Source organism: Neoaquamicrobium microcysteis (genome assembly GCF_008180155.1).
In the GTDB taxonomy this organism is placed as follows: Bacteria; Pseudomonadota; Alphaproteobacteria; order Rhizobiales; family Rhizobiaceae; genus Aerobium; species Aerobium microcysteis.
Map to the genome: position 1 here is coordinate 1 of NZ_VSZS01000059.1, position 25623 is coordinate 25623.

Annotated in this window: 25 protein-coding genes; 13 read left to right on the top strand and 12 right to left on the bottom strand. The window is 66.2% G+C overall.

All coding sequences use genetic code 11. The annotated features are described in order from the left end of the window. Positions 1-35: 35 nt before the first annotated feature. Positions 36-626 (top strand): branched-chain amino acid ABC transporter permease, encoded by a 591-nt coding sequence (locus FY036_RS07250; protein WP_148914056.1) that lies wholly within the window; start codon positions 36-38, stop codon positions 624-626. 212 nt (positions 627-838) lie between these two features. Here the strand turns inward: FY036_RS07250 and FY036_RS07255 are convergent, their stop codons facing one another. From FY036_RS07255 to FY036_RS07275, 5 genes are all read right to left on the bottom strand, one after another. Beyond that, on the bottom strand, positions 839-2017 hold the full coding sequence (locus FY036_RS07255; protein WP_148914057.1) for an acyl-CoA dehydrogenase family protein: 1179 nt from the start codon (positions 2015-2017) through the stop codon (positions 839-841). 81 nt (positions 2018-2098) lie between these two features. After that, positions 2099-3349: an acetyl-CoA hydrolase/transferase family protein gene (locus FY036_RS07260; protein WP_161601105.1), complete on the bottom strand. Its 1251-nt coding sequence runs from the start codon at positions 3347-3349 to the stop codon at positions 2099-2101. Between the two features lie 4 nt (positions 3350-3353). Next, positions 3354-4148, bottom strand: a complete 795-nt coding sequence (locus tag FY036_RS07265) for an enoyl-CoA hydratase-related protein (RefSeq protein WP_148914059.1) — start codon at positions 4146-4148, stop codon at positions 3354-3356. Beyond that, positions 4145-4645: a PaaI family thioesterase gene (locus tag FY036_RS07270; RefSeq protein ID WP_148914060.1), complete on the bottom strand. Its 501-nt coding sequence runs from the start codon at positions 4643-4645 to the stop codon at positions 4145-4147. The genes FY036_RS07265 and FY036_RS07270 overlap by 4 nt, the downstream gene beginning before the upstream one ends. A 2-nt stretch (positions 4646-4647) precedes the next feature. Next, positions 4648-5406 carry a glucose 1-dehydrogenase gene (locus tag FY036_RS07275; RefSeq protein ID WP_148914061.1) on the bottom strand — a complete coding sequence of 253 codons (759 nt, stop codon included), beginning with the start codon at positions 5404-5406 and terminating at the stop codon, positions 4648-4650. Between the two features lie 106 nt (positions 5407-5512). Here FY036_RS07275 and FY036_RS07280 point away from each other — a divergent pair, with 106 nt between their 5' ends. From FY036_RS07280 to FY036_RS07315, 8 genes are read left to right on the top strand one after another with little or no spacing between them, the layout of a single operon-like run. Continuing rightward, positions 5513-6946, top strand: a complete 1434-nt coding sequence (locus tag FY036_RS07280; protein ID WP_161601106.1) for an OB-fold domain-containing protein — start codon at positions 5513-5515, stop codon at positions 6944-6946. Further along, positions 6946-8145: an acetyl-CoA acetyltransferase gene (locus tag FY036_RS07285; protein ID WP_148914063.1), complete on the top strand. Its 1200-nt coding sequence runs from the start codon at positions 6946-6948 to the stop codon at positions 8143-8145. The genes FY036_RS07280 and FY036_RS07285 overlap by 1 nt, the downstream gene beginning before the upstream one ends. Positions 8146-8154: 9 nt before the next feature. After that, entirely contained in the window at positions 8155-8607 is a 453-nt protein-coding gene (locus FY036_RS07290) for a MaoC family dehydratase (RefSeq protein WP_148914064.1), read from the top strand. Continuing rightward, positions 8604-9476: an HpcH/HpaI aldolase/citrate lyase family protein gene (locus tag FY036_RS07295; RefSeq protein WP_148914065.1), complete on the top strand. Its 873-nt coding sequence runs from the start codon at positions 8604-8606 to the stop codon at positions 9474-9476. Before FY036_RS07290 ends, FY036_RS07295 begins: the two co-directional genes overlap by 4 nt. A gap of 7 nt (positions 9477-9483) precedes the next feature. Beyond that, on the top strand, positions 9484-10668 hold the full coding sequence (locus tag FY036_RS07300) for an acyl-CoA dehydrogenase family protein (protein WP_148914066.1): 1185 nt from the start codon (positions 9484-9486) through the stop codon (positions 10666-10668). 13 nt (positions 10669-10681) lie between these two features. Then, positions 10682-11599, top strand: a complete 918-nt coding sequence (locus tag FY036_RS07305) for an SDR family NAD(P)-dependent oxidoreductase (protein ID WP_201744708.1) — start codon at positions 10682-10684, stop codon at positions 11597-11599. A 5-nt stretch (positions 11600-11604) separates the two neighbouring features. After that, on the top strand, positions 11605-12465 hold the full coding sequence (locus FY036_RS07310; RefSeq protein ID WP_148914068.1) for a MaoC/PaaZ C-terminal domain-containing protein: 861 nt from the start codon (positions 11605-11607) through the stop codon (positions 12463-12465). Positions 12466-12482: 17 nt separating this feature from the next. Further along, on the top strand, positions 12483-14027 hold the full coding sequence (locus tag FY036_RS07315) for an AMP-binding protein (RefSeq protein WP_210247465.1): 1545 nt from the start codon (positions 12483-12485) through the stop codon (positions 14025-14027). A gap of 12 nt (positions 14028-14039) precedes the next feature. Here the strand turns inward: FY036_RS07315 and FY036_RS07320 are convergent, their stop codons facing one another. From FY036_RS07320 to FY036_RS07340, 5 genes are all read right to left on the bottom strand, one after another. Next, positions 14040-15380, bottom strand: coding sequence for a TRAP transporter large permease (locus FY036_RS07320; protein ID WP_148914069.1), 1341 nt, complete (start codon positions 15378-15380; stop codon positions 14040-14042). Positions 15381-15386: 6 nt separating this feature from the next. After that, positions 15387-15914, bottom strand: coding sequence for a TRAP transporter small permease (locus tag FY036_RS07325; protein ID WP_148914070.1), 528 nt, complete (start codon positions 15912-15914; stop codon positions 15387-15389). 68 nt (positions 15915-15982) lie between these two features. Continuing rightward, on the bottom strand, positions 15983-17041 hold the full coding sequence (locus FY036_RS07330; RefSeq protein WP_161601107.1) for a C4-dicarboxylate TRAP transporter substrate-binding protein: 1059 nt from the start codon (positions 17039-17041) through the stop codon (positions 15983-15985). 219 nt (positions 17042-17260) lie between these two features. Then, positions 17261-18562, bottom strand: a complete 1302-nt coding sequence (locus FY036_RS07335; RefSeq protein WP_161601108.1) for an enoyl-CoA hydratase-related protein — start codon at positions 18560-18562, stop codon at positions 17261-17263. 31 nt (positions 18563-18593) lie between these two features. Further along, positions 18594-19739, bottom strand: a complete 1146-nt coding sequence (locus tag FY036_RS07340) for an acyl-CoA dehydrogenase family protein (protein WP_148914073.1) — start codon at positions 19737-19739, stop codon at positions 18594-18596. Positions 19740-19992: 253 nt separating this feature from the next. Between FY036_RS07340 and FY036_RS07345 the strand changes: the two genes are divergently transcribed. Genes FY036_RS07345 through FY036_RS07360 form a run of 4 tightly spaced genes read left to right on the top strand, consistent with a single transcriptional unit; the run spans position 19993 to position 23465 of the window. Beyond that, a complete protein-coding gene (locus FY036_RS07345; protein ID WP_407941145.1) occupies positions 19993-20928 on the top strand; it encodes an NAD(P)H-dependent flavin oxidoreductase in 936 nt (311 codons plus the stop codon). Between the two features lie 26 nt (positions 20929-20954). Beyond that, on the top strand, positions 20955-21752 hold the full coding sequence (locus tag FY036_RS07350; protein WP_148914074.1) for an enoyl-CoA hydratase/isomerase family protein: 798 nt from the start codon (positions 20955-20957) through the stop codon (positions 21750-21752). 12 nt (positions 21753-21764) lie between these two features. Next, positions 21765-22511, top strand: a complete 747-nt coding sequence (locus FY036_RS07355; RefSeq protein ID WP_148914075.1) for an electron transfer flavoprotein subunit beta/FixA family protein — start codon at positions 21765-21767, stop codon at positions 22509-22511. Between the two features lie 24 nt (positions 22512-22535). Next, positions 22536-23465, top strand: a complete 930-nt coding sequence (locus FY036_RS07360; protein ID WP_148914076.1) for an electron transfer flavoprotein subunit alpha/FixB family protein — start codon at positions 22536-22538, stop codon at positions 23463-23465. A gap of 43 nt (positions 23466-23508) precedes the next feature. Here FY036_RS07360 and FY036_RS07365 read toward each other — a convergent pair whose 3' ends face one another. Continuing rightward, a complete protein-coding gene (locus FY036_RS07365) occupies positions 23509-24372 on the bottom strand; it encodes an SDR family oxidoreductase (RefSeq protein WP_148914077.1) in 864 nt (287 codons plus the stop codon). After that, on the bottom strand, positions 24365-25588 hold the full coding sequence (locus tag FY036_RS07370) for an acyl-CoA dehydrogenase family protein (protein ID WP_201744710.1): 1224 nt from the start codon (positions 25586-25588) through the stop codon (positions 24365-24367). The genes FY036_RS07365 and FY036_RS07370 overlap by 8 nt, the downstream gene beginning before the upstream one ends. Positions 25589-25623: the final 35 nt, after the last annotated feature.

The window sequence follows — 25623 nt, forward strand, 5'->3', positions numbered from 1 at the left end:
CTGTCCCTCCTGCGTTCAATGCAGAAGGGAAATAGGTGGCCGGATTTTACTCCGCCCGCGGCCGGACTATCCCGCCGCTACCGTGGCCGGTTTTTGCACCGCCGCTCTCAGTTTGCGCCGCCGGATTTGCCCTGATCTACCGGGCGGTCTATTCGCCTTTCGGACGTGTCCTAAAGGCCATAAAGGGCAACGATGCCCGGGCAACTTCGCTCGGCTACAACACCGACGCCTTCAAGCTGCTGGCTTTCACGTTGTCGGCCGGTCTGGCCGGAACCGCCGGAAGCCTTAAGGCCCTGGTATTTCAACTCGCTTCCCTGACCGACCTGTTCTATATGACATCCGGGAATGTTCTGCTCATGGTCTTGATCGGCGGCATCGGCACCATATGGGGACCGATCGTTGGCGCAACGATCTTCGTCTCTGCAGAGCAGTACCTTGCACATACGGGATCCTGGGTCCTGATATTGCAAGGCATCGTTTTCATCTTCTGCGTATTGGCGTTCCGCAAAGGCGTCGTGGGCACGTATCTGGAATGGCGCGGCAATCGCCGGGCGCGGTCGTCATACGCGGTCAGGCGGGATTTTGGTCGGGTTGAAGTTCCGAAGAAGGAAGGCAAACCCTCGTAGAGCGATCCGTTCTCATTCCGGCGCCCAGAACCGTCATCACCGACGTACGAAAAGCCGGCGGCAGGCGGGTGGGCCGGCATGGCAGATAGGTCGGTGCCCTGCCTTCTTGGATCAGCAGTCCAAGTTTGGGCGCCAGAGCCACGGCGGCTCACTTAAAGCCAAAAATTCTACCCGAGGGACATACGGGCGATCTCCGATCGCCGGCTGGCTGCCTATTCAGCCGCCGCGGGTGTGCGGATCGGATGTTTGTGTGCGAACAAGCGGCGGGCGATGATCGTCTTCATGATCTCGATCGACCCGCCCGCGATCTTGATGATGCGGGCGTCGGCATAGGCGCGCGCGATCGGGTATTCCCACATGTAGCCCCACCCGCCGAACAGTTGCAGGCATTCGTCGGCGGCCTTGCAGTGAAGATTGGCGGTAAACATCTTGGCCATCGCCGCTTCGACCGGATCGAGCTTGCCCTGCATGAAGAGGTCGATGCACTTGTCGGTGAAGACGCGCGCCACCGTCGCTTCCGTCTCCAGTTCGGCGAGCTTGAACTGGGTGTTCTGGAAATCGGCGATCGTCTTGCCGAACGCCTTGCGCTCGGACGTATAGTCGACCGTCCATCCGATGATCGTCTCGGTGACGAGCGCGGATCGGATCGCCTGCGCCAGCCGCTCCTGCGCCAGCTTGGTCATCATGTGGGCGAAGCCGCGCCCCTCCTGGCCGAGCAGGTTGGTGGCCGGTACGCGGACATTGTCGAAGAACAGCTCCGAGGTGTCCTGCGCGTGCATGCCCAGCTTTTCGAGGTTCTTGCCGCGCCGGAATCCTTCGCGGTCGCCTTCGACAAGAAACAGCGTGATGCCTTTCGCGCCGGCCTGGCTGTCGGTCTTGGTCGCGAGCACGAGGATGTCGCACAACTGGCCGTTGGAGATGAACACCTTCTGGCCGCTGATGACATAGTCGTCGCCGTCGCGCGTGGCGCGCGTGCGGATCGCCTTCAGGTCGCTGCCGGCGTGCGGCTCCGTCATGCCGAGCGAGCCGATCGCCTCGCCGCTGACCATCCTGGGAAGCCAGGTGCGCTTCTGCTCCTCGGTGCCGAAGGAGAGGATGTAGGAAGCCACGAGGTCTGTATGGATCAGGAAGCCGGGACCGCTCGCCCCGGCGCGCCACAATTCCTCGAACACCACGACGTCGAACAGGTAATCGAGGCCGAGCCCGCCATACTCTTCCGGCACCGTGCAGCACAGCAGGCCCTCGGCGCCGGCCTTCAGCCACAGTTCGCGCGGGACGACGCCGTCCTTTTCCCATTGCGCGTGGAAAGGCACGATCTCTCGCTCCACGAAACGGCGCACGGATTCCCGAAAGATGTTGTGTTCCTCGCGGAACAGCGTGCGCTCAATCATGCCAAAGCTTTCTCAATGCGGATATCAGCTAACAATGCACTGGCGTACTAATACCATTCGCCCATATCGTACGCAAGTTTATCATCGCTGCCAGAACCGACCTGTCCACCGGCCCCAGCTCTCTTCCAGCATCGGCCGATGAGCGGGGGCCGCGACGGCGATCAGCGCCTCGGCGCGCTCATGATGGGACTTGAGCCGCAGGTCGGCCGCCCCGTGCTCGGTCACCACGACGTCGATGTCGAAGCGGTTCAACGAGACCGGTGCGGGATTGGCTCCGGTCGGCACGATGCGGCTCGTCCGTCCGCCGTCGGCCGTGGACGGCAGAACGATGATGCGTATCGCGTCATTGGCGCGTCCAGCGGAAGCGAAGTCCGATGCGCCGCCCGGTCCGGACATCAGACCGGCGGCCTGATGCTCGGCGAACCCGTTTGCAAGCAGGTCGATTTCCACCACGGAATTGATCGTGACGAATCGCTGGAGTGTCGTGATCACTTTCGGCGAGTGCGTGAAGACCGCCGGCCTGAACCGGAAACGGTCGTCGGCGACCGCTTCGTAGAGCCGTGCCGTGCCGATTGCCACCCCGGTCGTGATCGACAGGCCCGGCGCGATGGCGCCTGCTTCCAGCAGATCGACGACCGCGTCGCCGATCAGGCCGGAGTGGATTCTCAGGTTCCTGTGATCCGCAAGGCCGCGTAGCGCCGCGTCCGGGACGCGGCCGAGCCCGGTCTGTATCGTGGCCCTGTCCGGGACGATTGCGGCCACATGCCGGCCGATCGCCTCGGTGACCGCGTCCGGCGCGCCGGTTTGCGATGTCGGAAGATCCTGCTCACCTTCGACCACCGCGGTGAGTTCCTCCCATGGTATCCCGGCATAGCCCCTCGTCTCAGGGAGCCGCGGGTTGACGTGCGCGATCCTGATCGGGATTCTCTTCCAGAAATCCGGCACGAAATCCGCGACCGGGCCGACGCCGCACAGCCCGTTCTCGTCGGGAGGCGACACCATGAACAGCGCGGCCGAGATCGGCGTGGCGTAGAGGTGCCGGATGATCTCCCGATAGTTGAAGGGAAGGAATTCCGTCGCGTCGGGCCGCCGCCGCAGTTCGGGCGTCAGGAAGAAGGTCTTCGCCCGGCGTCGGTCCTGAACCAGATAATCCAGCCTGTTCAGGCCGGGAACGAAGATGCCGGTGAAGGTCATCGGCCCGAGCCGGTCCCCGGCGGCGACGATGCCGTCGCGCAGCAGGGCCGACTCCGCAGAGCATGCCTGAAGCCAGGTCAGGCCGCCTGGCGGCAGCACCTCCGCGAGCCGGTCGGGCCGGATGATCTTCGGAGCCACAAGACTACTCGACGAACTTGTGGAAGTCCGGCTTGCGCTTTTCGTTGAAGGCGTTGACGCCTTCCTTCGATTCCGGCGTCGCGTAGTAGAGCTTGACCGCATGCAGCGCCATGTTGCTGATGCCGCGGATGGCGTCGGAATCGGCGTTGAAGGAGCGCTTGAGAAAGGCGAGCGCGGTGGGGGACCGTTCGCCGAGCTTCGTTGTCCAGTCCTCCACTGCCGCGTCGAGCTCGGCCAGCGGCACGACCTTGTTGACGAGGCCCATCGCCAGCGCTTCCTGGGCCGTGTAGCGCTCGTTGAGGTACCAGATCTCGCGGGCGCGCTTGTCGCCGACATGGCGGGCGAGGAAGGCCGTGCCCCAGCCGGCATCGAAGGAGCCGACCTTGGGCCCGACCTGGCCGAACTGGGCGGAATCGGCCGCGATGGTCAGATCGCACAGTGTGGCGAGCACGTTGCCGCCGCCGATCGCGAAGCCGTTGACGCGAGCGATCACCGGCTTCGGGATGTCGCGGATGATGCCCTGCAACTCCTCGATCGGCAGGCCGACCACGCCGCGCCCGTCATAGTTGCCGTCATGCGCCGACTGGTCGCCGCCGGTGCAGAACGCCTTGTCGCCCGCGCCGGTCAGCACGACGCTCGATACCTCCCCGTCGTTGGCGGCGATCTGGAACGCCTGGATCAGTTCCTCGACGGTGCGTCCGCGAAAGGCGTTGTAGACCTTGGGACGGTTGATGGTGATCCATGCGGCGCGGCCGCGAACCTCGTAGATGACATCCTCAAAGGCGGGTGTGGTCGTCATGATTTTTCCTCCAGGGATTCGAAGAAGCCAGCCAGCGTCGATCCGGGATAGATCGATTTCGGCCCGATCTTGTAGACGCAGCTTGACCGGAACACCGGCCTGTCTGCGACCGCTCCGACGGTCTGCGTGAAGAGCAGGTTGCGGGTCGCCTTCAGCAGCGACGTGTCCGCCTGCAACCAATTGCCGCTGACGATCGGCTCGAGGTAGTCGATGCTCATGCTGATCGTCGGCGTCAGATGGTCGGGCACTCCGCCCTCGCGCTGCGCCACATAGGCCTGCATGTCGGCGAAACACGCGACCACCCCGCCATGCAGTGTCTGGTGCGGGTTCAGCAATCTTGGCTTGATGCGCATGCCGAGCGCGAGCTTTCCGTCACGAACACGGCCGTAGATCGCGCCGATGAACAAATTGAAGCCACCACCGATCGGAATGCGATGGAAACCCGGCGGCGGATCATCGGCGATGTCCTGCGCTATCAGCTCGGCGATCGGATCCATCGTCAGATCATGTTCATGCCGCCGGAGACCGAGATCGTCTGCCCGGTGATGAAATTGCCGTCCTCCGATGCAAGAAAGGCGACGATGCCGGCATAGTCCTCCGGCTCGCCCATGCGCTTGAGCGGAATGCCGCGCACCATGGCGTCCTTCCACTTGACCGCATCATCGCCCGTGCCGAGGACCGACGCCATCATCGGCGTGTTGGTCGGCCCCGGACATACGGCGTTGAGCAGCACCCCCTTGCGCGCCAGCTCGCGCGCCACCGACTTGGTGAAGGCGATCAGGCCGCCCTTGCAGGCCGAGTAGACCGCCTCGTCGCTAGTGCCGACGCGGGCGGCATCGGATGCGATGTTGACGACGCGGCCGCCGCCGCGCTCCACCATGCCGGGGCACACCGCATGGTGCGTGTTCAGCGGCCCGTAGAGGTTGATGTTGATGATCCTGTCCCACAGCGCGCGGTCGGTCTTGAGGAACGGCATCGGCTTGTCCCAGCCGGCATTGTTGACCAGCAGCCAGATGTCGCCGAAATCCTGCGTCACCTGCGCGACGGCCGCGTCGACGGCTTCGCGATCGCCGACATCGACGCCATAGACCTTGACCGCGCCGCCCTTCGCCTCGGCGGCGGTTTCCTCCGCGGTGTCGGGCTTCAGGTCGAAGATCGCGACATTGCAGCCTTCCTCCGCGAGCCTGAGCGTGATCGCCCGTCCGATGCCCTGGCCGCCGCCCGTCACGATGGCGGTCTTTCCCTTCAGTCCACGCAATTTTTCATCCTCCCACACGTCCAGGACGGCGCTCCTGAAAACAATATACTTGCGTACGATACACCTGCAAGCTATTTATCGGCGATCGGGAGGAACGACCGGAAAGATGGCTCAGCGATATGTAAGGAGCGTCGGCGCTTATCTGCCGCTGTTGCGGCTCGACCGCAAGGCAGCTTCAGGAGCGTTCGGCTGGTCGGGGCTGGCGATGCCCCGCAGCGGCCGCCGAAGCGTGGCGGCCTGGGACGAGGACGCCTTGACCATGGCGGTGGAAGCCGGGCGCACGGCGCTTGCTGGCCATCATGCTGACAGCGTCGTCTTCGCCTCGACCTCAGCTCCCTTCCGCGAAAGGCTGCAAGCCAATCTTCTGTGCGAGGCGCTCGGCCTGCCGCGCGATGTCTCTGTGTCAGATGTGGCGGGCTCGCGGCGTTGCGGCGTCTCGGCGCTGCGTCAGGCTCTGCTGAACGGCGGCGGCGACGCTCTGGTCGCTGCCGGGGAGCGGCGCGCGACGATGCCCGGCAGCGCCTTCCAACTCACCTGGGGAGACGGCGCCGCGGCGGCGCTCATTGGCGACGACGGCTGCGCGCGGCTGCTGGGAAGCGCCTGCATCAATGTCGACTTCGTCGATGTCTACGTCTCTGACGAACGGCCCCTGCCATATGCGTCGGAGGAACGCTTCGTGCGCGAGGAAGCGATCGCGCTGGCCTTCGTTCCCGCCATCGAGGCGGCCTGCGCGAACGCTGGCGTTTCCGCCGCCGAGATCGCGCTCGCGGTTGTGCATGAGCCTGTCGGAGGCGTCTACAAGGGCCTTGCCGCCGTGGCGGGATTGAAGGCGCCGAACCTGTGCGACGACATCACCGCCGCGGCCGGAGACCTCGGTGCCGCGCACGCGCTGTTCGGGCTGGCGCTCGCCCTGGAGCGCGGCAAGCCCGGCGACCGCATCCTCGTCGCGGGCTTCGGCAGCGGCTGCGACGCGCTCGTCCTCGAAATGACCGCGCCCTGTGACGGGTCGGCTTCGGCGGAAACATCGCTTCGCGAAGGCGCCGCGCTCACGAACATCACCCGCTTCCTGTCGCTCGCCGGCTCGCTCGACCTCGACTGGGGGCCGCGATCCGAACTCGACCAGAAGACCGCCGCCTCCGTCCTCGCCCGTCACGGTCGCGACATGCACGGCTTCATCGGCGGCCGCGACGCACGCGGAAACGTCCAGTTCCCGAAGACGCTGATTCCCGTCTCGCCGCTGGCGGACGGACCGGAGCCGCTGGCGGACGTGCGTCTGGCCGACCTCGAGGCCAGCATCGTCTCCGTCACCGCTGACCGGCTCAACTTCACCCCGGACCCTCCGTTCCATTTCGGGCTCGTCCAGTTCGACAACGGGGCGCGGGTTTCGATGGAGTTTCGGGACATCGAGGGAGCGACACCGCAGGTCGGCGACAGGGTCCGGATGCGCTTCCGCGTCAAGTCGATCGACCGCAAGCGCGGTTTCCGCACCTACTTCTGGAAGGCCGCCCCTCTTGAGCGGCCGAAACTGGAGGAAGGCTGATGGCTTCCGGCATCCGCGACCGCGTCGTCATCGCCGGCATGGGCTGCACCGAATTCGGCGAGCGTTGGGACAAGGGTCCCGAGGCGCTGATGGTCGAGGCCTTCGAGGAGGCGCTGGCCGATGCGGGCATCGGGCGCGGCGACATCGAGGCGGCCTGGCTGGGCGTCGCGCTCGACGACATGAATGTCGGCAATTCGGCGCTGCCGCTCGCCACCGCGCTGCGCCTCAGGAACATCCCCGTCACCCGTGTCGAGAACATGTGCGCCACGGGCACGGAGGCGCTGCGCGCCGCTACCTATGCGGTCGCGGCCGGGGCCTGCGACGTGGCGCTGGCGCTCGGCGTCGAGAAGCTGAAGGACACCGGCTACGGCGGTCTGCCCCTGCGCACCAAGGGGCTCGCCAACGATCTGTGGATGCCCTACGGCTCCGCGCCGGGCACCTTCGCCCAGCTTGCCGGGGCCTATACGGCGAAGCACGGCGTCGAGGCGGGCGACCTCAAGCGCGCCATGGCGCATGTCTCATGGAAGAGCCACCAGAACGGGGCGCTGAATCCTAAGGCGCATCTGCGCAAACCCGTATCGATGGAGACGATCCTCAACGCGCCGCTGATCGCCGACCCGCTCGGCCTGTTCGACTGCTGCGGGGTGTCGGACGGCGCGGCCTGCGCCATCGTCACCACGCCAGACATCGCCCGCGGGCTCGGCAAGGACGCGCTGGTGAGCGTCAAGGCGATCCAGCTCTCCGCCAGCAACGGCTGGGAAAGCCAGTACGGCGAATGGGACGGCTCCTATGTCCGAAACACGCGCGAGGCGGCGCGGCGCGCCTATGCGGAAGCCGGCGTTTCCGATCCGCGCGCCGAGATCGGCATGACCGAGGTGCATGACTGCTTCTCGGTGACGGAACTGGTGACGATGGAGGATCTGGGCCTGTCCGACGAGGGCAGGGCGGTCTTCGACATCCTCGACGGAAGGTTCGATCGCGACGGCGCAATCCCTTGCCAGATCGATGGCGGGCTGAAGTGCTTCGGCCATCCCGTCGGGGCGTCCGGCCTGCGCATGGCCTACGAGGTCTACGGCCAGCTTCTCGGTCGCGCCGGAGAGCGCCAGCGGGACCGTATCAATCTCGGCCTCACCCACAATCTCGGCGGCGCGCCGGCCAACAGCGTGTCGGCGGTCTCGATCTTCGGCAGGCTCGAATAGGAGAGAACCATGGGAGGACGCTATTTCGAGGAATTCGAGGTCGGCCAGCGTTTCGTCCACGAAGTGCGCCGGACGGTCACCGACATGGACAACATCCTGTTCTCGACGCTGACGCACAACCCGGCCGCGATCCATATCGACCATGAATATGCCAAGACGACGGAGTTCGGAAAGCCGCTGATGAACTCCATCTTCACGCTCGGGCTGGTGGTCGGGCTCTCGATCCAGGACACGACGCTCGGCACCACGGTGGGCAACCTCGGCTGGGAGGAGGTGAAGTTTCCGAAACCCGTCTTCTCCGGTGACACCCTGCGCGCCGAGACCAGCGTCGTCGCGCTCAAGGAAAGCCGGTCGCGCCCGACGCAGGGGATCGTCACCTTCGAGCACACGGGGTTCAACCAGCGCGACGAGGAAGTGTGCGTGTGCCGGCGCGTGGCGCTGATGCTGAGGAGGCCGGCATGAGGCTGCGGTCGCTCCTCTTCGTTCCCGGCGACAGCGAGCGCAAGTTCGACAAGGCGCGCAACTGCGGCGCCGACGCGCTGATCCTCGATCTGGAGGACGCGGTCGCGCCGTCGCGCAAGGTCGAGGCGCGCGCGCTCGTCCAGCACTTCCTGCGGGACGGCAGCCCCCACGACTGGAGCTTCTGGGTTCGCGTCAACGCCTTCGACACCGGAATGACGCTGGACGATCTTGCAGCCGTCGTCGCGCCGGGGCTTGCCGGCATCGTCTTCCCGAAGTCGAACGGTGCCGCCGATCTCGTCCGGCTCGGCCACTGTCTCGACGCGCTGGAAGCCAAAGCGGAAATGCCGGCCGGCGGGATCAAGGTGCTGGTCGTGTCGACAGAAACCCCGCAGGCCATGTTCAACCTCGGCTCCTACACGCCCGCCCATCCGCGGCTGGCCGCGCTGACCTGGGGCGCGGAGGATCTGGGCGCGGCCATCGGTGCGACCGCCAACAAGGAGGCGGACGGCGCGTGGACCATGCCCTATCAGGTGGCGCGCTCGATGTGCCTGTTCGCGGCTGCCGCATCGGACGTGACGCCGATCGATACGCTCTATGCCGATTTCCGCGACGCTGACGGCCTTGCTGAGAGCTGCCGGCGCTCGCGCCGCGACGGTTTTCTGGGCCGCATCGCGATCCATCCCGATCAGGTCGCAACGATCAATACGTGCTTCTCGCCCTCCGAAGAAGACATTGCCGAGGCGCAGAAGATCGTCGCAGCCTTCGCCGCGCAGCCCGACGCGGGCACGATCGGCATCGACGGCAGGATGGTCGACATACCGCATCTGAAGCAGGCAAGGCGCGTGCTCGCGTCGATCCCGGGGAGTTGAAGAGGCCATGAACGCCCAATCGTCAGGTCGCGTGAGTTCGCCCGAGGATCTGGAGGTCATCCGCGAAGGGGTTCGCTCGGTCGTCGCGCGCTTCGATGACGAGTACTGGCTGCAGCGCGACGAGGACGGGAAGTTTCCGCGGGAGTTCCACAAGGCGATGGCCGAGGCCGGCTGGCTCGGCATCACCATGCCGGAGGAATATGGCGGTTCGGGCCTCGGCGTCAGCGAGGCGGCCGTCATGATGCACGAGGTTTCCAGCCACGGCGGCGGCATGGCGGCCGCATCCTCGGTGCATGTCAACCTGTTCGGACCGCATCCGATCGTGGTGCACGGGACGCCCGAGCAGAAGAAGGAGTGGGTGCCCCGCCTCGTCTCCGGCGAGGACCAGTGCTGCTTCGGCTTCACCGAGCCGGATGCGGGGCTGAACACCACGCGGATCAAGACCTTCGCCGAGAAGGTGCCCGGCGGCTATCTCGTCCACGGCCAGAAGGTCTGGACCTCGACGGCGCAGGTCGCCAGCAAGATCATGCTTCTGACGCGCACCACGCGCTACGAGGACGCGCGGCGGCCGACCGACGGCATCACCATCTTCTACACCGACCTCGACCGCTCGAAGATCGAGGTGCGCAAGATCCCGAAGATGGGTCGCAAGGCGGTCGACTCCAACGCCATCTTCATCGACGGGCTGTTCATTCCCGAGGAGCACCGCATCGGTGAGGAGGGCAGGGGCTTCTCCTACATCCTCGACAGCCTCAACCCCGAGCGCGTGCTGGTGGCGATGGAGGCGATCGGCATCGGCCAGGACGCGCTGCGCCGCGCCACCGCCTATGCCCGCGAGCGGGTCGTGTTCGACCGGCCGATCGGCCAGAACCAGGGCATCCAGCATCCGCTCGCCGAGAAATGGATGTATCTGGAATCCGCGTTCCTGATGGCGATGCGCGCCGCCGAGCTTTACGATTCCGGCAGGCCCTGCGGCGCCGAGGCCAACTCGGCGAAATTCCTCGGCGCGCGCGCCGGCTACGACGCCTGCCTTCAGGCGGTGCTGACCCATGGCGGCTTCGGCTACGCCAAGGAGTACCATGTCGAGCGGCTTCTCAGGGAGGTGACGGTGACGCGCATCGCGCCGATCACCGAGCAGCTCATCCTCTGCTTCATCGCCGAGAAGGTGCTCGACCTTCCCAAATCCTACTGAGATGGAGACAAGCTTGACCGGCAGCATGCAAGGCAAGGTCGTCCTGGTGACGGGCGGAGGCAGGGGGGTCGGCCGCGGCATCGCGCTCGACATGGCGAAGGCCGGAGCCAGGGTGGTCGTCAACGACCTCGGCGCTTCGCTGAAGGGCGACGATAGCGGCGACCTTTCGCCCGCGCAGGCGGTGGCCGCCGAGATCGAGGCGGCGGGCGGCGAGGCGGTCGCAGACGGAAACAGCGTCGCCGACTGGGACGGCGCGCAGGCGATGGTGCAGGCCGCGACCGACCGCTTCGGCCGGATCGACGCGGTGGTGAACAACGCCGGAAACCTGCGCGACGTGCTGTTCCACAAGATGGAGGAGGACGATTTCGACGCCGTGATCGCGGTCCATCTCAAGGGCGCGTTCAACGTCAGCCGTGCCGCCGCGCCGCATTTCAAGACGCAGGCCTCCGGGGCCTACGTCCACATGACGTCCACCTCCGGCCTGATCGGGAATTTCGGGCAGGCGAACTATTCCGCCGCCAAGCTCGGCATCGCCGCCCTGTCGAAGTCTATCGCCCTCGACATGGCCCGCTTCAACGTGCGCTCCAACGCCGTCGCGCCCTTTGCCTGGACGCGCATGGTCGGCTCGATTCCCGAGGACACGCCAGAGCAGAAGAGGCGCGTCGAAGGGCTGAAGAAGCTCGTGCCGGAAAAGATCGCGCCCTTCGTGGTGGCGTTGTGCGGTGATGCCGGGGCTTCCGTCACGGGGCAGATCTTCGGCGTGCGCAACAATGAGATCTTCCTGTTCTCCCAGCCGCGGCCGATCCGTTCGGCCCATACGGCTGGAGGGTGGACGCCGGAAGCGATCGCCGAGCGCGTGTTCCCGATGTTCGAGCGGGATTTTTATCCGCTCCATCGCTCCGGCGACGTCTTCACCTGGGACCCGGTGTAGGGACGATGGCTTTCGACGCTGAAAGGCTGGGCCGGCACCGCTTCGCGCCGGTCGAGCAGCAATATTCGGAACGCGACGCGATCCTCTATGCGCTCGGCGTCGGACTTCCCGGCGATCCGCTCGACGCAGGCGATCTTGCGTTCCTGCTGGAGGACCGGCTGAAGGTGCTGCCGACCTATGCGGCTACGCTGGCGACGCTCGGCATGTGGGTACGCGATCCGTCCTTCGGCATCGACTGGGTACGGCTTTTGCATTCGGCGCAGGCGGCGACCTTCCATGCGCCGCTGCCCCGGGCGGCGAAGGTGCGCGCCGAGGCGCGGATCAGGTCGCTCCATGATCGCGGCGTGGAAAAGGGCGCGGTATGCGTCGTCGAGCGCCGCATATCGGACGCAGCGACGCGGGAGTCCTACTGCACCGTCGAGCAGACGCTTATCCTGCGGGGCAATGGCGGCTTCGGCGGCGATGCCCCGCCAAGGGTCGAGCCGCGGCACCTGCCGGGACGCGCCCCGGACGCGGTCGCTCAGGTGGCGGTTTCGCCGCGCGCCGCCCTGATCTATCGTCTTTCCGGCGACCTCAATCCGCTTCATGCCGACCCCGAGGTGGCGCGCAAGGCAGGATTCGACCGGCCGATCCTGCACGGGCTCGCCTCGTACGGGATCGCCGGCGCGCAGATCCTGAAGCATTTCTGCGGCGACGATCCGATGCGTCTGAAAAGTCTTTCGATGCGCTTCAGCGGCGTCGTCATGCCGGGCGACCGGATCGACTTTTCCATGTGGCGGGAGGGAGACGCCGTGCTTTTCGAGGCGAAGACGGGGCCTCGGACTGTGCTGGACCAGGGTTTCGCGCTCGTCGACGACGGCTCGTGAACACGGCGGGACAGCGGATGATGCGGTCGACCATGGACTACGGACTGCGCGAATGGGCGCGAAGAGAGCCCGATCGTGTCGCGCTCCGGTTCGACGGCGGTGCGGTCCTCAGCTTCGGCGAGCTGGAGCGGATGGCCAACCGGTTCGCCAACCTCTTCGCAGATTGCGGGCTGCGGCATGGAGACCATGTCGCGGTGCTGCTCGGCAACGGCCCCCACATCGTCGCCCTGTGCTGGGCGGCCTCGCGTTCCGCGATCTACCTGACCCCGATGCCCAATTCGCTCGGTCCGGTGGAGACGGCCTATATCGTCGACAACTCGACGGCGAAGCTGGTGATCGCGGATCCGCGCTACGGCGGGGTCGCGGCCGAGCTGCCGGCGCGATGCGCCCACGTCGCGAGCTTTCTCTCGCTCAATGGCGGCATCGAGGGCTTCGAGCCCGCGGAGCCGCGTCTGGCGGCGATGTCCGCCGATCCGCGCTCCGACGAAAGCCCCGGCTCGCTGATGATGTACTCGTCGGGAACCACCGGCGCGCCGAAGGGCATCTGGAGGCCGCTTCCGGCCATGGAGCAGCTTGCCGGCGGCCCGCCCGCCTTCGCGCGCGACCTGATCTCGCTTTTCGGCTTCACGGCCGAAACGCGCTATCTGTCGACCGCTCCGCTCTACCACGCCGCTCCGCTGCGCTTCGTGCTCGCGGTCTCCGCGGCCGGCGGGCAGTCGACCGTGATGGAGAAGTTCGACGCGGCGCGCTCGCTGGATCTCATCGAGGAGCACAGGCTGACCATGTCGCAATGGGTGCCGACCATGTTCCAGCGGCTCCTCGCCCTGCCGGAGGAGCGGCGCAGATCATATGACGCGCCCCGGCATGTCCGCGCGATTCACGGCGCCGCGCCCTGCACGCCGGCCCTCAAGCGGGCGATGATCGAGTGGTGGGGGCCGATCATCGAGGAATACTATTCCGGTTCGGAAGGCGTGGGCCTGACGAGCATCGGCAGCGCCGAATGGCTCCGCAAGCCCGGCTCGGTCGGCGCGGCGAAGAAGGGGACGATCCACATTCTCGGCGACGATGACGCCGAGCTGGGGCCGGGGGAGAGCGGCCGCGTCTTTTTCAGCGGCACGCCGCCCTTCGCCTATTTCGGCGACGAGGCCAAGACGGCCGGCCGGACGAGCCGTCAGGGCTACCAGACCTTCGGGGACATCGGCCATGTCGACGGGGAGGGACACCTCTTTCTCTCCGACCGGCTCGACGACATGATCATTTCGGGCGGCGTCAACGTCTATCCGCAGGAGATCGAGGCCGCGATCGAGGAGGCCGAAGGGGTCGCCGAATGCGGCGTGGTCGGATTTCCGGACGAGGAATTCCAGGAAAGGCCGGTGGCCTTCGTGGTGCCTGCGGCTGGTCGGCGCGAAGCTTCCGGCGATCTGCTCGCCCGTCTGGAGACGCATGTCAGGCAGCGCCTGGGCCGCATCAAATGGCCGCGCGAAATCCGCTTCGTCGCCGAACTGCCCCGCTCGCCGACCGGAAAGCTGCTGCGCCGCGAGCTTCGGAAAATCGGCGACTGAACAAACTCCGGCTCAGATGGCGCTCGCCATCCACAGCGACAGTGCCGGGAAGACCAGCAGCAGCGCCAGAACCACCAGGTCCATCAGGAAGAAGGGCGCGACCCCGACGAACATGCGCTCGACCGGGATCTTCGGCGTCACCACGCTGTTGAGGACGAACACGTTCAGCCCGACCGGCGGCGTGATCAGCCCCATCTCCAGGAGCTTCACGACGATGACGCCGAACCAGATCAGGTTGAAGCCGTGGCTCTCGACCAGCGGGATGGTGAAGGGCAGGGTCAGCAGCATGATGCCGAGCGGGTCGAGGAACATGCCGAGCACGAGATAGACGAGGACGATCGCCAGGATCAGCCAGACGGTCGAGAGATCCGCCTGCTGGACGAGATCGACGAGCCAGGTGGCGACGCCGGTCAGCGAAACGAAGGTGACGAACACCTTGGCGGCGCCCGCGATGACGAAGATCGCGGCGGACTGGACCGCCGTCTCGCGCATCGCCTCGATGAAATCCGCCATCGTGATCCTGCGGCCTACGGCGCTGATGAACAGCGCGATGAAGAACGTCACGGCAGCCGCCTCCGTCGCCGTGAAATAGCCGCCGTAGATGCCTCCGATGATGATGACGAGAATGAGGACCGCCGGCCAGGAGCGCGCGGCGGCAACCATGCGGTCCCTGAGCGAATACTGCTCGGTCGCGGGCGGCGCGGAAGCAGGGTTCCATGTCGCCCAGATCGCCACGACCAGGCAGTAGCTCAGCATCGAGATGATGCCGGGCACCACGCCCGCGAGAAAGAGCCGGCTGATCGACTGCTCGGCGAAGATACCGTAGAGGATGAACAGCAGGCTCGGCGGGATCAACGCTCCGAGCGTCCCGCCCGCCGCCACCGCGCCGCTCGCCAGCCGGTCGCTGTAGCCGTATTTGCGCATTTCCGGCACCGCGATTCGCCCCATGGTCGCCGCGCAGGCGACGCTCGACCCCGAAATGGCGGAAAAGCCGCAGCAGCCCAGGATCGACGCGACAGCAAGGCCGCCCGGCACGCGGGTAAGCCAGGTTCTCGCTGCGAAATAGATGTCGCTGGTGATGCCGGCCCGGTAGCAGATATGGCCGAGCGCGATGAACAGCGGCACGGCCGTCAGGTCGTAGGAATGGAACAGCCCGAAATAGGTGTTGGTGACGAGCGTGAGCGCCGGAGCGATCGCGCCCTGAAGTTGCATGCCCCCGGCCGCCGGAAAGGCGAAGAAGGCGTAGATGCAGGAGACGGCCATCGCGCCGAGGGCGAAGGCGATGGGCACGCGCAGGAGGATCAGCACCAGAGACAGCCCGAGGCCGAGCGTGCCCATCAGGACGGGTTCCATTGGATGTCAACCGTGCGGTTTGTGCCTGCTGCGATAGACCTCGCCTTCGCCGGCCAGCTCGGCCAGGAGGTGATGCGTCAATCTCAGCCAGACGAGGATGAAGCCTGTTGCGAAGAAGAGGCGGGCGGGCCATTCGGGCATGTTGAGCTGCCCGTAATAGTACCGCCCGCTCCGGAGGAAGGCGAGAAAATCGCCGACGGCCCAGAGCGCGACCGGGACGACGGCGACAAGACCGGCGGCCACCGCGACCAGCTCCGCCGCCGTCCGGCCTTTCGGCCCGAAGCGGTCGTAGAGAAGGTCGACGGCTATGTGCGCCCGCTGCCCCGTCGCATAGCCCAGGCCGCAGGCGATGGAAACCAGCATGAGCTGCTGGGTGATCAGGACATGGTCGGGGATGCTCAGGCCGATGTTGCGGATCGAGATCGCGGTGATCATGATCGCCGCAATCAGGACGAGCGCGCTGACGGAGACGGCGAACAGCGTCTTTTCCAGGTGGCCGAGCCCCTTGTCGAACAGGTCCAGAAATCGCCGCAACGATTCATCCTCCCGCAATGGTTCCTTGCCGGCGCCGGTGTTCTTGCGCCGTCGGGCTGACTATTGGGCTATTCTTGCGCCTCGGTCGCATATTTTGTGGTGAGCGTGCGGTAGGTTTCGAGAAGTCGCGCGCCGTCCGCGCCCACGCTCGCTCCCCGGGCCACCCACTCGTCGACGAACGGCTGGCCGAGCTCGTCCAGCCGGGCGATCTCCTCCGGCCCGGGCGTGACGACATCGATCGTGCGGCCTTCATAGCCGGCTCGGAAATTCTCGATCACTTCCCGGTTGTCGCCTTCGATGCGTCTGGCGAGCCGCTCGGTGAACTCGCGGCCCAGTTCCCGCAACACCTGCTGGTCCTCTTCTCCGAGCGCCTCGAACTGGCTCTTGTTCATGAGAACTCCGTTCGAGCCGAGCGTGGCCCAGTTGACGTCGAGATACTGGTTTGTCACCTCGAACAGCTTGTAGGAGACGGCCGTATAGGCATAGGTCTGAGCGCAATCGACCAGGCCGGTGTCGAGCCCCTGATAGGTCTCCGGCAGGGGCAGGGGAACGGCGTTCGCGCCGAGCTGCTCGAGAACCTTGCCGATGTCGCCGCTGTATCGGATCTTCTTGCCTCGCAGGTCGTCGAGCGAGCCGATCGGGCCGCCGGTGCAGATGAACTGGATAGGGCCGACCGTGTAGTTTGCGATATAGACGAGGCCGGAGCGATCGAACTCGGCAAGCATCTGCTCGTCGCTCGTGCCCATCTCGTAGAGCGCCATCGAGCTCGCTACCGAATCCGGCACCGCGATCATGGCGTCGCCAACGCTGTAGGCGTAGAGCTGCTGCGGGAAGTAGGCGGCCGTGATCGCGCCCATGGCCGCCACGCCCGATGCAATGCCGTCGAACATGCCGGTCGCGCTCAGCAGCGCCCCGCCCCAGTGGAACTCGATCCTGACGCGGCCATCCGTCCGCTTGGCAAGCTCGTCGGCGAACCACATCTGCTCCTCTGCCCGCGACCCGCGATTGGGACCATAATCGGCGAAGCGCAGGACCGTCTGCGCCTGCGCTTCCGCGGCAACCGCCAAGGCGAGCCCCGTCGCGAATATCGCGGACATCGAGTACTTCGAGACTGATTTCCTCAACATTCCATCCTCCCTGTCGTTCGATCCGGTATCGTGCGTCGGATCGGTCATGAGGGACCGGTCGCCACGCTATCAACTCCATCCAGAGTGATTGATAGCGTATATTACACTAGCATACAATAATCTAGGCAAGCCGAAACCGATCATTTGCGTTTGCCCGGCTGACTGCTCTGCGAACTCGACCGGGCGGTTCGGATGCGGATCTTCGCCCGAGTCCTCTCTTTACTGCTCCAGCACGGCGAACGGTCCGCCGAGATAAGAGGGGAAACCGGCCTGGGTCACGGCGGCGAAATCGGCCAGGGCACGCTCGCTCTCGGCAAATGCGGAGCCGTACGCGCGCGCGACCCCGGCCGTTGCGGCGACGATCTTCAGCGCGGCTTCCTCCATCGGTGATCCGGGTTTTTCGAACCAGGGAACCTCGCGGCCGGCAATTTCCGCGGGATCGGCGGGATATGAGCCTTCGGCGGTGAAGCCGGCAAACCGCAGCGCCTCCGGCCGCATATCTCCCAGCCCTGCGTCCGCGCTTTCGACCGCGGCGCGGACATCCGCGACGAAGCTCGCAAGCGCGCCGGGCAGGGCGTCCGCCTTCCGCCGCTTGTCGTAGTCCTGCCTGCCGATGAAGAGCGACCGGATCATGTTGCGCGGCTCCGGGCGTTTTATCAGGTCGGCGAAGATGTCGATCTCGGAGCCTAGCGCGTCATCGATCGCGGCGGGCAAGCCTTGCTCGATGCAGTCGAGGATGGCAAGCGGGGCAGGGTAGTGGCCGCCGGTCTCGGCCAGTATGCGCGCCCGCGTCTGTCCGAGCGCCTCGGAGACGGCTTGCACGTCCGGCGCGTGCCAGTCCGGCCGGTCCCAGGGCTGTGCGGGAACCGTGGCGCCGAGCACCCACCGCTCGGCGGTGGCGACTTCCCCGCCCGCCGCGACCACCTCGTCGGCGGCTCCTGCTTCCAGTGCCTCCTGCGGCGAAAGCCGCGCGCCTTCGAGCAGGATCGGCAGCGACCTTTCCAGTCCGACGAGCCGGGGCATCCGCTGCGTGCCGCCGCCGCCCGGCAGCAGGCCGACCAGCGATTCCGGCAGCCCGAGGGCCGTTCGGGGCGTATCGGTGAGCACACGGTAGTGGCACCCCATGGCGAACTCGCAGCCGCCGCCAAGCGCGAGCCCGTCGATCGCTGCGGCGACGGGCTTGCCGGCCGTCTCCAGCTTGCGGAACGCCCTGCCGATCGGCGCGAAATGGTCGCGCGCGATGCGCTTGCGCTCGGCCGGACGGGCGGCCACGATCATGTCGTACGCCTCGCCGAGCTCGCCGAGGTCGGCTCCGGCGCAGAACGCCGACGTTTTGCCGGAGCGAATGACGACCCCGCGCACCGTGCTCGTCTTCAGCCACGTCGCGAAGGCGTCGATCTCGTGGATCGCTGCGTTCGAGAACACGTTCATCGAGCGGCCGGGCATATCGAAGATCAGGTGGAGGATGCCCTCTGGCGTCGTCTCCGTGCGGAATTCCTTCATGGCCGGCATGGTGCTCATCGTCGGTGTCCGTTCCTGGCTTGGCATAGGATCAGAGGCTTCTCGATATCAGCTCGCGCATGATCTCGGAGGTGCCGCCATAGATGCGCTGTACACGCGCGTCGGCGTAGAGCCGGCAGATCTCGTATTCGCGCATGAAGCCGTAGCCGCCGAAGAGCTGGAGGCACTGATCGACGACGCGCCCGTGCATCTCGCTCGTCCACAGCTTGGCCATCGAGGCTTCGGACTGGCCGAGCTTTCCCTCGACGTGCCGGGCGAGGCACTGGTCGACGAACGCCCAGCCGACGGCGAGCTCGGTCTTCAGGTCCGCGAGCCTGTAGCGCGTGTTCTGCATGTCGGCGATCGGCTTGCCGAACGCCTTGCGCTCGCGCGTATAGTCGCGGGTGATGTCGAACGCCTTCTGGGCCGCTCCCATCGAGGTGATGGCGATGATCAGCCGTTCCTGCGGAAGCTCGCTCATCAGCGCGCCCATCGCGCCGCCTTCGACGCCGAGCAGGTTTGTGGCCGGAACCCGGACGCCGTCGAAGAACAGCTCCGACGTGTCGGCGGAAAGCTGGCCGAGCTTTTCGAGGTTCCTGCCGCGCCGGAACCCTTCCCTATCCGTCTCGACGAGGATCAGGCTCATGCCGCGCGAACCGGGCTCGTCGCCGGTGCGCGCGACGACGATGACGAGGTCGCACATCTGGCCGTTGGAGATGAAGGTCTTCTGGCCGGTCACCACATAGTCGTCGCCGTCGCGGACGGCCCGCGTGCGGATGCCCTGAAGGTCGCTGCCGGTGCCCGGCTCCGTCATCGCGATCGCGCAAACCGCCTCGCCGCTGACCATGCGCGGCAGCCAGCGCCGCTTCTGTTCGGGCGTTCCATAGGACAGCAGATAGCCGCAGCAGACGTCGCTGTGGACGGAAAAGTCGGAGGTGGGGCCGGCGAAGCCGGAATAGGCGAACTCCTCGACGATCACCGCGTTCATGCTGAAATCGCCGCCCGCGCCGTCATAGTCCTCGCCGACCTGCGGGCAAAGGAGTCCCGCCTCGCCGCCCTTCGTCCACATTGCCCGGTCGACGATGCCCGCCTCTTCCCAGCGCGCGAAATGCGGCGCTACCTCGGAGGCGAGGAAGCGGCGTGCCGTCTCGCGAAGCTGACGATGCTCCTCGCCGTGGATCGCCCTGTTGGACAGCATGCCTTCGTCTCCTCCCCCCGCCGATTGGCTCGACTCGACGACCATTCGACCCGCGCACATCGTGCGCAGCAAAATAGTACGGTTGTGTACGAATGCAACAGGCTTGACAGCATGCGGAGATAGTACGCTATATTACCATAATAAGGTGTAGCTTGCGCGCGCCTGTTTGGAGGAGGAAATCGGATTGGACCAGACGGATGCGGTCGCGGGAGCCGGCAGCAGGTTCGGCTCACGGTCGGTCGCAAGCGCCTTTCTGGCGCGCCTGCGCCTGCCCGTGGTCGCCGCGCCGATGTTCATCGTGTCCACGCCGCGCCTCGTCGTCGAGCAGTGCAAGGCAGGCGTGGTTGGGGCCATCCCGGCGCTCAACGCGCGGCCCAAGGAGTTGCTGAAGGACTGGATCGCGGAGATCAGGGAAGCCCTCGCCGCCCATGACCGCGTCCACCCCGAAGCGCCGGCGGCGCCGTTCGCGCTCAATCAGATTGCCCACCGCACCAACGACCGCCTCGGCGATGACATGGACGTGATCGCCGAGGCCGAAGTGCCGATCGTCATCGTCAGCCTCGCCGCGCCCGAGCATATCCTGAGCGCGGTCCATTCCTATGGCGGGCTGGTGTTTAACGACGTGGTCAATGCCCGTCACGCGCGCAAATGCGCCGAGGCCGGCGTGGACGGGCTCATTGCCGTCTCGGCCGGGGCGGGCGGCCATACCGGAACGATCTCCCCCTTCGCCCTGGTCGAGGAGATTCGTGCCTTCTGGGATGGGCCGCTCGGCCTCGGCGGCGCCATCGCCACGGGTCGCGGGGTTCTGGCCGCACAGGCCCTCGGCGCGGATTTCGCCTATGTCGGATCGGCGTTCATAGCTGCGGACGAGTCGAACGCGCAGGAAGGCTACAAGCGGATGTTGCTCGGCGCATCCGCTCAGGACATCGTCATGTCCGACAGGCTCACCGGCGTGAAGGCCAATTTCATGGGTCAGTCGCTGTCCGCCAACGGGCTCGACCCGGCCGCTCTGGCACGGGGCGATCCGGCTGAAAAGGGATTCGGCGAGGACGGAGGCAGCTACAAGGCCTGGCGCGACGTCTGGAGCGCCGGCCATGGCGCTGGTTCGGTCAGGCGTCTGTCTCCGGCCGCCGACATCGTCGGCGCGATGACGCGGGAATATGAGGAGGCGCGCCGGGCACTTTGCTAGCGGTGCGGCGCAGGAGGAAAGCGACAATGGATTTGAATCAGCTCCAGACAATGGAATGCACCGTTTCGGACGGTCTGGCGCGCGTCGTGCTCAACGCGCCTGACAGGGGCAACCCGATCGACGGAACCTTCTGCCGCGAGTTCAAGGAACTGGCGGTCGAACTCAGCGAGCGTGCCGATGTGCGAGCCGTGCTTCTGAGCGCCAGGGGCCGTTTTTTCAGCGTCGGCGGCGATATAAAGTCCTTCGCACGCGAGCGCTCGGCCATCCCCGGCATCGTCAAGAACTGGACGGCCGACCTTCATTCCGCTATTGCCCGTTTCATGCGTATGCCGGCCCCTGTCGTGGCCGCTATCCATGGCAACGTGGCGGGCGGCAGCGTGTCGCTGGTCGCGTCCGCAGATATCATCTATGCCGCCAACACGGTCAGCTTCACCGCCGCCTTTCCGATGATCGGCTTCAGCGCCGATTCCGGCTCCACGGTGACCCTGTCGCAACGCATGGGGTTTTCGCGCGCGAAACGGTTCCTGATGATGTCGGAGACGCTCGGCGCGACTGACGCACTGGCGGCGGGGCTGGTCGATTTTGTCACCACTCCCGATGCGATCATGGTCGAGGCGGAAGCCGCCGCGAAAAAATTCGCCGCCGGCGCGACGCTCGCCTATGGCGGGATCAAGCAGACGATGCTGCGGGCGCGTGTGCAGGGGCTTGAGAGCCAGATGGAGGACGAGGCGCAGGCGCTCGCCGCGATCTCCCGCTCGGACGACGCATGGGAAGGGCTCAGCGCTTTCCTCGAAAAGCGCGCGCCGCGGTTTCAGGGAAAATAGGATCGGCCGGATATGAAAGTTCTTGTCCCAGTGAAGCGGGTCGTCGATTTCAACGTCAAGATCCGTGTGAAGTCGGACGGGTCCGGCGTCGAGCTGGCGAATGTGAAGATGTCGATGAACCCGTTCGACGAGATCGCCGTGGAAGAGGCGATCCGTCTGAAGGAGGCCGGCACGGTCACGGAGATCATCGCGGTCTCGATCGGGCCGGCGCAGGCGGCCGAGACGATCCGCACCGCGCTCGCCATGGGCGCCGACCGCGGCATCCTGATCAAGGTCGACGAGACCACCGAGCCGCTGACGGTGGCCAAGCTGCTCAAGGGCGTGGTGGACGAGGAGAAGCCGGAGCTGGTGATCCTCGGCAAGCAGGCCATCGACGACGACGCCAACCAGACCGGCCAGATGCTGGCGGCCCTTCTGGGCTGGTCGCAGGGCACGTTCGCCTCCAAGGTCGAGATCGCCGGCGGCAAGGCCAAGGTGACGCGCGAGGTCGACGGCGGCCTGCAGACGATCGAGCTTTCGCTGCCGGCGGTGGTGACCACCGACCTGCGCTTGAACCAGCCGCGCTACGCCTCGCTGCCCAACATCATGAAGGCCAAGAAGAAGCCGCTGGACGAGAAGAGCCCGGCCGACTACGGCGTCGACGCCGCGCCGCGCCTCAAGGTCCTCAAGACCGAGGAGCCGGGCGGCCGCAAGGCGGGCGTCAAGGTCAAGGACGTGGCGGAACTCGTTTCCAGCCTCAAGTCCGCTGGTGTGCTTTAAGGTTCGGATAGGGAGATTATTCAAATGGCCATTCTTCTCGTTGCCGAGCACGACAACGCAACCGTTTCCGACCAGACCGCCAAGGCGCTGACGGCCGCCAGCCAGATCGGCGCGGACGTCGACATCCTCGTCGCCGGCAAGGGCGCAAAGCCTGCCGCCGACGCGGCAGCCAAGCTCAAGGGCGTGCGCAAGGTTCTGCTGGCCGAAGCCGACGAGCTGGAGCACCGCCTCGCCGAGCCGCTTGCGGCCCTCGTCGTCTCGCTCGCCGGCAACTATGACGCCATCGTCGCGCCGGCCACCACCATGGGCAAGAACGTGCTGCCGCGCGTCGCAGCCCTTCTCAACGTGATGCAGGTCTCCGAGATCGTCGAGGTTGTGTCGGCCGACACCTTCAAGCGGCCGATCTATGCCGGCAACGCCATCCAGACCGTGCAGGCCACCGACGCCAAGAAGGTCGTCACGGTGCGCACCGCCTCCTTCCAGGCGGCGGGCGAAGGCGGCTCGGCCTCGGTCGAGAGCGTGAGCGCCGCCGCCAATCCGGGCCTGTCCAGCTTCGTCGGCAACGCGCTGTCGGCGAGCGACCGTCCCGAGCTGACCTCGGCGAAGATCATCATTTCGGGCGGCCGCGCGCTGGGCAGTTCCGAGAAGTTCACCGAGGTCATCCTGCCGGTGGCCGACAAGCTAGGTGCCGCCGTGGGCGCATCGCGCGCCGCCGTCGACGCCGGCTATGCGCCCAACGACTGGCAGGTCGGCCAGACCGGCAAGGTGGTCGCGCCCGATCTCTACATCGCCGTCGGCATCTCCGGCGCTATCCAGCATCTGGCCGGCATGAAGGATAGCAAGGTCATCGTCGCCATCAACAAGGACGAGGAGGCTCCCATCTTCCAGGTGGCCGACTATGGCCTCGTCGGTGACCTCTTCACGATCCTCCCGGAGCTGGAAAAGGCGCTTTGACGCCTTCTCGCGTTCAAGTCTTACCAACGGACTCCGCAGGCCGCTATTCCCTGAAATATTCCGGCTTGCCGGTCGTCCAGGTCTCGCCCCAGAGTTGCCCTCCGCCGTCGACGGTCAGCAACTCGCCGGTGATGAACTTGCCCGAAGGTCCGCCGAGATAGACGCAAGCCTCCGCGATGTCCCAGGCGCTGCCCGCGCGCATCATAGGATTTGCGCGCCGATAGGTGGCGCGGACCTCGGGCGTGTAGACCTTCCAGCCTTCGGTCTCGATCGCGCCGGGTGCGATGCAGTTGACGCGGATGCCGAGCGGCGCCCATTCCACCGCGACGCTCCGCGACAGCCCGATGACGCCCGTCCGCGCCGCGACCGTATGCGCTACGCCATAGAGTCCGTGCGTCGTCACCACCACGATGTTGACGACGCTGCCCGGTTGCCCGGCATCGCGCCATTTGCGCGCGGCCGCCTGCATCATGAACCAGGTGCCGTTGAGGTTGGTGTCGATGACGGCGTTCCAACCCTTCACGCTGAAGTCGATCGCTGCTTGAGGGAACTGTCCGCCGGCGCTGTTGACGAGGATGTCGAGCCGTCCGTGTTCCGACCAGATGAGATCGAGGAAGGCGGCGACGCCTTCGGGGTCACGGATGTCGACCGGGTGGCCGCTGCATTTCAGGCCGTTCGCGGTGATCGCGCCGACCGTGCCGTCGATCTTGTCCTTGCTTCGCCCGCTGACAACCACACGGGCTCCGAGCCGCGCGAACAGCCAGGCTGTCGCGCGGCCGATGCCTCCGGCTCCGCCGGATATGGCAACCACCTGCCCATCGAGCGAGCCGGAAGAATAGACGGTCGGATGCGCCGCCAGCGCGGCGTCGTCCTGGCCGGAGCCGGTTCCGTCCGTGGCGTCAGTCATCGACCTTCATGCCCTTCAGAAGCTCGCCGGCGATGATCATCTTGCGCACCTCGGTCGTGCCCGCGCCGATCTCCATCAGCTTGATCGAACGGTAGAGCCTGTTGATCTCCGACTCCCAGATATAGCCCGTGCCTCCGTGGACCTGCACGGCCTTGTCGAGCACCGCATGGACCGATTCCGCGGCGTGCATGACCGAGGCGGCTGTCATCATGTGGATGTCGCCGCGTCCGCCCTCGCCGATCTCCAGCGGCGCGGCGGCGGCAAGCGTGCGGTAGGTGAAGCTGCGCATGGCTTCGACCAGAACATACATCTCGGCCAGCATCGACTGCACCATCTGGAACGAGCCGATCGGCTTGCCGAATTGCCTTCGCGTCCGCGCATAGTCCACCGACAGCTCCAGCGCGCGCTCGGCGATGCCGAGGCACAGCGGCGAAATCATCGCCCGCTCGAGGTCGAGCCCGCTCATGACCACGGCGACGCCGCGGTTCTCGCCACCGACGAGGTTTTCCGCCGGCACGCGGCAGTCCTCGAACACCAGCTCGCCCGTCTGGCTGCCGCGATAGCCCATCTTCGTGAGCTTCTGCGCCACCTTGAAGCCCCGAAACCCCTTCTCGACCACGAAGGCCGAAATGCCCTGCGCGCCACGCTCCCTGTCGGTCTTGGCATAGACGAGGATCACGTCGGCGACCGGCCCGTTGGTGATGTAGATCTTGCTGCCATTGAGCACGTAGTCGTCGCCGTCGCGGCGCGCCGTGGTGCGCATCGAGCCGAGTGCGTCCGAGCCGGCACCGGGTTCCGTCAGGCCGAGAGCGCCAATCTTGCGGCCGGAGCAGAGGCCCGGCAGGTACTTGCGTCGCAGCGTCTCGTCGCCGTTGCGGTAGATGTTGTTGGCGCACAGATTGTCGTGAGCGACCCAGGCCAGCGCAAGCGCATGGTTCCAGCGCGCCAGACCCTGCAGGACGAGCCCGGCCGCGACGAGGTCCAGCCCCGCGCCGCCATAATCTTCCGGGATGGTGACACCGAAAAGGCCGTTGTCGCCGATCTTCGCGAACGCGTCCTGCGGCCACCACTCCTCGGCGTCCATCCGTTCCGAGAGGCCGTAGAGCTCGTTGCGCGCAAAGCGGTCGGCCTGATCGAGGATGGCGCGCTGATCCTCATCGAGGTCGAAGGGGGACGGCCGGTTGACACCCGCCATACTGCCGGTGGAATGGTTCACGTCGGGTCCTCCTCCCTTCGCGGCGCGGTGGCTTT